The 5,366-nt window shown below is 47.1% G+C and carries 6 protein-coding genes and 1 pseudogene; 4 read left to right on the forward strand and 3 right to left on the reverse strand.

What is annotated here, in order from left to right; all coding sequences use genetic code 11:
• Positions 1–6: 6 nt before the first annotated feature.
• Positions 7–255: pseudogene (locus ACLFWI_RS26075) on the reverse strand (iron uptake porin); the annotation flags it as partial.
• On the reverse strand, positions 245–445 hold the full coding sequence (locus tag ACLFWI_RS26080; RefSeq protein ID WP_446415338.1) for a hypothetical protein: 201 nt from the start codon (positions 443–445) through the stop codon (positions 245–247). The gene ACLFWI_RS26080 and the pseudogene ACLFWI_RS26075, both read right to left, overlap by 11 nt.
• Positions 446–574: 129 nt before the next feature.
• Here ACLFWI_RS26080 and ACLFWI_RS26085 point away from each other — a divergent pair, with 129 nt between their 5' ends.
• On the forward strand, positions 575–1,804 hold the full coding sequence (locus ACLFWI_RS26085; RefSeq protein ID WP_446415339.1) for an FAD-dependent oxidoreductase: 1,230 nt from the start codon (positions 575–577) through the stop codon (positions 1,802–1,804).
• Here ACLFWI_RS26085 and ACLFWI_RS26090 read toward each other — a convergent pair.
• Positions 1,801–2,898, reverse strand: coding sequence for a metal ABC transporter solute-binding protein, Zn/Mn family (locus ACLFWI_RS26090; RefSeq protein WP_446415340.1), 1,098 nt, complete (start codon positions 2,896–2,898; stop codon positions 1,801–1,803). The two genes, ACLFWI_RS26085 and ACLFWI_RS26090, sit on opposite strands and share 4 nt — an antisense overlap.
• A 266-nt stretch (positions 2,899–3,164) precedes the next feature.
• On the opposite strand from ACLFWI_RS26090, the gene ACLFWI_RS26095 reads away from it, so the two are divergent.
• The 3 genes from ACLFWI_RS26095 to ACLFWI_RS26105 form a co-directional block, all read left to right on the forward strand.
• The gene (locus ACLFWI_RS26095) at positions 3,165–3,884 is read left to right on the forward strand and encodes a metal ABC transporter ATP-binding protein (RefSeq protein WP_446415343.1); all 720 of its coding nucleotides are present in this window, start codon (positions 3,165–3,167) and stop codon (positions 3,882–3,884) included.
• A 48-nt stretch (positions 3,885–3,932) separates the two neighbouring features.
• The gene (locus tag ACLFWI_RS26100; protein WP_446415341.1) at positions 3,933–4,820 is read left to right on the forward strand and encodes a metal ABC transporter permease; all 888 of its coding nucleotides are present in this window, start codon (positions 3,933–3,935) and stop codon (positions 4,818–4,820) included.
• Between the two features lie 183 nt (positions 4,821–5,003).
• The coding region (locus ACLFWI_RS26105; protein ID WP_446415342.1) for a YtxH domain-containing protein at positions 5,004–5,366 on the forward strand (363 nt) is incomplete at its 3' end.

Here is a 5,366-nt window from a genome sequence, read left to right on the forward strand (position 1 = left end):
ACGTCTCTAGAATTCAAAGATAGTGCGAAGCGTCCCCACCCAAATCGTGTCATTGTTATCATCGTGTTCTGGGTTAAGAATCACAAACACCCCCGGATTAATCGCGATATTATCCGTGAGTTGATAACGATACTGAGCTTCCAGATGCCAAGACGTATCATCATCCTCAAAACCGCCATCATTATCCGTCACCTTCGGCGGTTGTCCGACAACAAACCCCAGCAAACTCCCCTCTGAACCAAAATCAGGCAATGCCTTCATACGCCCAATCACCAGGGGAGACATCTCGTAATTGAGAGACACTGGTGACTTGCTCAAGAGCATTCGTCTGACTGATGGGGGTGTATCCCTCAATTTGTGCCAAAGCATTTGGGGCTGCACAGACTGCCCAACTACCCAACACCACTGGGTTAACGATTAAACTATTCCACCACATTTTTGCCATAGTAATTCCTCACACCCTATTCAGTTCAAGGTCTTGCCCGATCACCTATCGGTTACTCGGTGTCACAATTGTGACAATTATTATCATAAGAACGATTATCGTTATTGTAAATCCAGGATCTGATTTTTCATGACAAATTATTCGGCATCCTTACCCGCGAACATTGACATTGCCATTGTTGGCGCAGGTCCCCAGGCTCTCACCCTAGTCACTCATCTGCTGCAAAAACGTAAGAAAATGGGGGATAGGTTTTGGGTGTTTGACGCTAGTGGCAGATGGATGAATCGGTGGTTCCATCAATTTGCCGCCCTAGAAATCCCTCATCTGAGATCCCCTGCGGTTCACCATCCCCACCCCAACCCTTATGCACTGCGCTCTTTTGCCGAAAACCGGGAGTCGGAATTTTTTCCACCATATGATCTTCCTGGAACGCAGCTATTTCAGGAGTTTTGTCAGGATGTTATTCATCAGTGGGGATTGCCGGATAAGCTGGTTAGGGCTGATGTGAGTAGCATTGAGCCAACCATGGTTCTCAAACGCCCTCGATTTCGCCTAGAGTTGTCCAATGGGCAGTCAGTCATCGCTCGTCGGGTGGTTCTGGCTACGGGTGCGGGGAGGAGGATTGTACCGGATTGGGTGGATAAAATTGCATCGGCTTATCCAACTGACCGATTATGCCATGCTCAAAGCGTAGATTTACGGAGCGTGCAGATAGCCGGTGAGCAGGTGTTAATTATTGGGGGTGGGTTGACGAGTGGACATTTAGCCGTGGGTGCAGCAGCACGGGGAGCGAAGGTGATGTTAATGTCACGGCGTCGGCTCCAGGAAAAATGGTTTGATGCTGAACCGGGTTGGTTGGGACCCAAGTATCTCAAGGACTTTTGGGCTGAACCGGATTGGCAGAGGCGGTGGGAGATGATTCAGGGGGCGCGAAATGGGGGATCAATGACGCCAAAGATGATGTTTCAGTTACGCCGCCTGGAGCGGCAAGGTAAGCTGAGGTTTTATCCAGAGTGCCAGGTGGTTGAGGCACGGTGGCAGGATAACCAGTGGCAGGTTGACTGTGATGATGGTCAAGGGTATAAATGTCAACGTCTTTGGTATGCCACTGGAACTGGCTTTGATGCCACTGTTGACCCGTTACTCAAAAATGTTATTGATGCATATCCGATACCTCTTGTCAAGGGGCTGCCCGTTTTAGATGAGCATCTGCGTTGGTCAGGTTGTGAGTTATTTGTGATGGGAGGTTTAGCCGCCCTACAGATCGGACCTGTGGCACGGAACCTGTACGGTGGTAAAATGGCGAGCGATCGCATCGTACCCGCCTTAACCAAACCGACGCTGTATCATTCCTCTTAAGGCTGGTTATCACCTGTCATTATTTTGAACGGAGTACAGGTTCCGCCCAAACCTTTCGCGATCGCGCAGGTATTATGGGTGATCATTCCTATATAAGTTCCTGTGTCACTATTTTGGGCACCGAGACTACCAACAAACAGTTTTTGGTCCCAAACCTTGACATTCGCTTCCCTGGCTACAGTCTCAATGGCGGTGGAATTGGTTGTGGTTTCCACAAAGATCGTGGGAATCTTGGCTTGTTCAATGGTTTCCACTAAATTCTTTACCCGTGAGGCTGATGGTGTTTCTTCGGTACTGAGTCCTTGCAACGATTCCGCCGCTTCAAATCCATAAGCGTTGACATAATAAGCCAAGGCGTCATGAGTGGTGATAATTTTGCGTTTTCCTGGGGGAATTGTTTCCACTTGGGCGTTGACCCAGGTATCTAACTGGTCGAGTTGGCTGGTTAACTGTTGGGCATTTTCCCCATAAAGGTCAGCCTGATCTGGATTTATCTGTGTCAGTTGGTTGCGAATCACATCAACCATCGTTATGCTGTTTTGCACATCATGCCACACATGGGGATCGGGAACCTTTTCCCCCTTATCGGCTACATGGTTTTGTTCATGATCTGATTGTTCACCTTGTTCCTTTTCCCCGTGATCATGGTGATCTCCATTATGGTCATGGTGATGTGCTTCTCCCTCCAGGGGATTGGGGACAGCTTCCTCAAAGACAGCAACGGTAGGGGCGGATGTATTGCTGGCTTCAATTAATACCTCAACGCCCGGTTCTCCGTTATAGCCACCATAAAGGATCAGTTGTGCGGTTTCAACGGCTTTGCGATCCGATGGGGTTGATCGGTAGGTGTGAGGATCTTGGTTCGGATCTAATAAACAGTTGAGTTGAATGGTGTCTTGGGCAATTTCTTCAGTTAAATCGCAAAGGACGCGATGAGATACCACTACACTAGGTTTCTGAGCCGATGCTGTCCCATCCTCTGTTGGTGAAACCGTTGTCTGGTTGGTTTGAACACACCCTGTCAGTGCGATCGCTAATGCCAACACCTTACTATTCCAGCCGTTCAAGGTTTGGCTGAATACATACTTTAGCATAGTCAAGCTCCTGAAACTGAAAGACGATTACAATGATAATCATTCTAATATTGGAGTTGACCCGAATGGCGACGGTTTCGTCCTTAATAAGGCTTGAATACGCTTCTGGCATCACGGAAAGGAACATGGCTCCAGACGATTCAAAAGCGCGTCTCTACAATCCCAGCTTCCCTATCCCTTCCCAAAGCGTGAAATCATCGCAATCGCTATCCGATAAGCTAAAAGCAGAATTTGTTAATGGTAGTCATTCTCACAGACAGGTTGTAATGCTCGAAGTTCATGATTTGGCGGTCAACTACCGAAATATCTGGGCAATCTCCGGTGTTTCTTTTTCCATCCAACCGGGACAGTTAACGGTGCTATTGGGACCCAACGGTGCTGGCAAAAGTACGATTATTAAGGCGATTCTGGGACTCATTCCGCTCACCCGAGGGGTTGCTACATTTGAAGACAAACCCCTGAAAAGTCAGCGGAAACGAGTCGCCTATGTACCACAGCGCACCCAAATTGATTGGAATTATCCGGTTACAGTCTGGAATGTGGTGATGATGGGGCGCACTATCCACACGGGTTGGTTTAGAAATCCGTCTCGTCAATCCCAGGAGATTGTTCAGGATGCATTAGAACGGGTGGGCTTGTTTGAGTATCGCCATCGTCAAATTGGCGAACTCTCTGGTGGACAACAACAACGAGTATTTTTAGCTAGGGCGCTGGCGCAACAGGCAGAGTTGTTTTTTTTTGATGAGCCGTTTGCTGGGATTGATCAAAAGACAGAAGAGATTATTTTTGAGATTTTTCAAGACTTAAAGTTTCAGAATAAAATGCTATTGGTTATTAGTCATGATTTAGGGGAAACATTAGGGCAATATGACCAAATATTACTATTAAACAAGGAGCTAATTGCTGTGGGGTCAAAGTCAGAAGTTTTGACAACTGAAAATCTTAAAAAAGCCTATGGTAAACTCATGAGTCTGGTTGTCGCCTAATATCATAATACGGATTTTAATAAATCAAGAATAAATGAGGTGGATGTGATGTGGCATGGGTTAATTGAACCGCTTCAGTGGGGATATATGCGTGACGCCATAGCGATTGCGATATTGCTGGGAGTTTTAGGAGCGGTTGTGGGTAGTTATTTGATTGTGCAACAGATGGTCATGATTGGTCATGTGATTGCCCATGCTGTTTTACCTGGACTATCCATCGCTTTTTTTGTGGGGGAGCAATTTCTGTCTCTGGGGGCGTTTGTAGCTGGGACGTTGAGCGCTTTAGTGGTGGCTGGTATTCATCAGCGATCGCGAGTTAAAGTTGATGCAGCGATGGCGTTAACCTTAACCAGTTTTTTGGGCTTGGGAGTTATCCTAATTACTCTCTTAGAAACGAACCAATTTGACCTCAGTTCTATTTTATTTGGTGATATTTTAGGGATCAGAACCAGCGATGTCTGGCATACGCTAATCATTACCGTAATCGTTTTACTGTTAACCAAACTGTTTTACAAAGAACTCCTTTTCTACACCTTTGATCCCCTCGGCGCTCAAGCCAGTGGTTTACCCGTCACCACGATGTATTTCGGCTTCGTCTGCGCCATTACCTTGACGATTGTCGCCAGTATGCAAACCGTCGGAGTGCTGCTAGTTATATCCCTCCTCGTCGGTCCGGCCATTACTGCCTATCTTTTGGTCAAAGAATTGCATCAAATGATGGGATTAGGGGCAATAATTGGTGTGATTGCGGGTGTCACGGGTATGTATTTAAGCTATTACCTAGATTTGCCATCGGGACCGGCGATAGTCATGGTTGTCTTTAGTTTCTTTATTCTGGCATTTCTATTCAGTCCCACTCAGGGAATTTTAACCGAACCCGGAACCCTCCGTTGGATTGCCAAAATCCTGCAACCCATCAAACTCTGGCAACGCTGAGGCGCTCCCTGTTTTGACCGCTAACTGGGGATGAAATATATCTATCGACTGACTCAAGGTCGTGTCATATCCTCCTTTAGCTTGGCGTCAGCGATAACGGCTGATTGGTAAGTTGGTGAAAGATACAAGAAAGCCTTAAACCTGAGAAAAACATTCAATATCAGTAAAGGAGGACAACTCTACATGGATAGTAATAAGCAATTTTTGGATAAAAATAACCAACCTGTTGAACCCACTGCCAATCAACCCGATGAATCTTCTACCAATAAAGACAATAAAGATAATCAAGGCAAGGGTGTAGTCGGCGCTGGGGTAGCTGGCGCAGCCGTTGGTGCTGTAGTTGGTAGTCAAGTGGCTGGCAAACGAGGCGCAGTCGTAGGTGCTGTCACAGGCGCTGTAGCGGGTGGTTTGACGGCTAAGGCTACTCCGGAGGACGCACCGGATAAACTCAAAGGTGCTGCTCAAAAGGCAGCCGATAAAGTGCAAGGTGCGGCGGAACAAGCCAAGCCAGCTATTGAAAGTGCTGCTAACCAAGCTAAAAGTGCT

The organism is Coleofasciculus sp. (genome assembly GCF_046539235.1).
Classification (GTDB): Bacteria; Cyanobacteriota; Cyanobacteriia; order Cyanobacteriales; family Coleofasciculaceae; genus Coleofasciculus.

Excerpts from the sequence above, each read along its gene's own strand:
- ACLFWI_RS26080 (WP_446415338.1), bottom strand. The coding sequence starts at position 445 with ATGGCAAAAATGTGGTGGAATAGTTTAATCGTTAACCCAGTGGTGTTG.
- ACLFWI_RS26085 (WP_446415339.1), top strand. The coding sequence starts at position 575 with ATGACAAATTATTCGGCATCCTTACCCGCGAACATTGACATTGCCATT.
- ACLFWI_RS26090 (WP_446415340.1), bottom strand. The coding sequence starts at position 2,898 with ATGCTAAAGTATGTATTCAGCCAAACCTTGAACGGCTGGAATAGTAAG.
- ACLFWI_RS26095 (WP_446415343.1), top strand. The coding sequence starts at position 3,165 with ATGCTCGAAGTTCATGATTTGGCGGTCAACTACCGAAATATCTGGGCA.
- ACLFWI_RS26100 (WP_446415341.1), top strand. The coding sequence starts at position 3,933 with ATGTGGCATGGGTTAATTGAACCGCTTCAGTGGGGATATATGCGTGAC.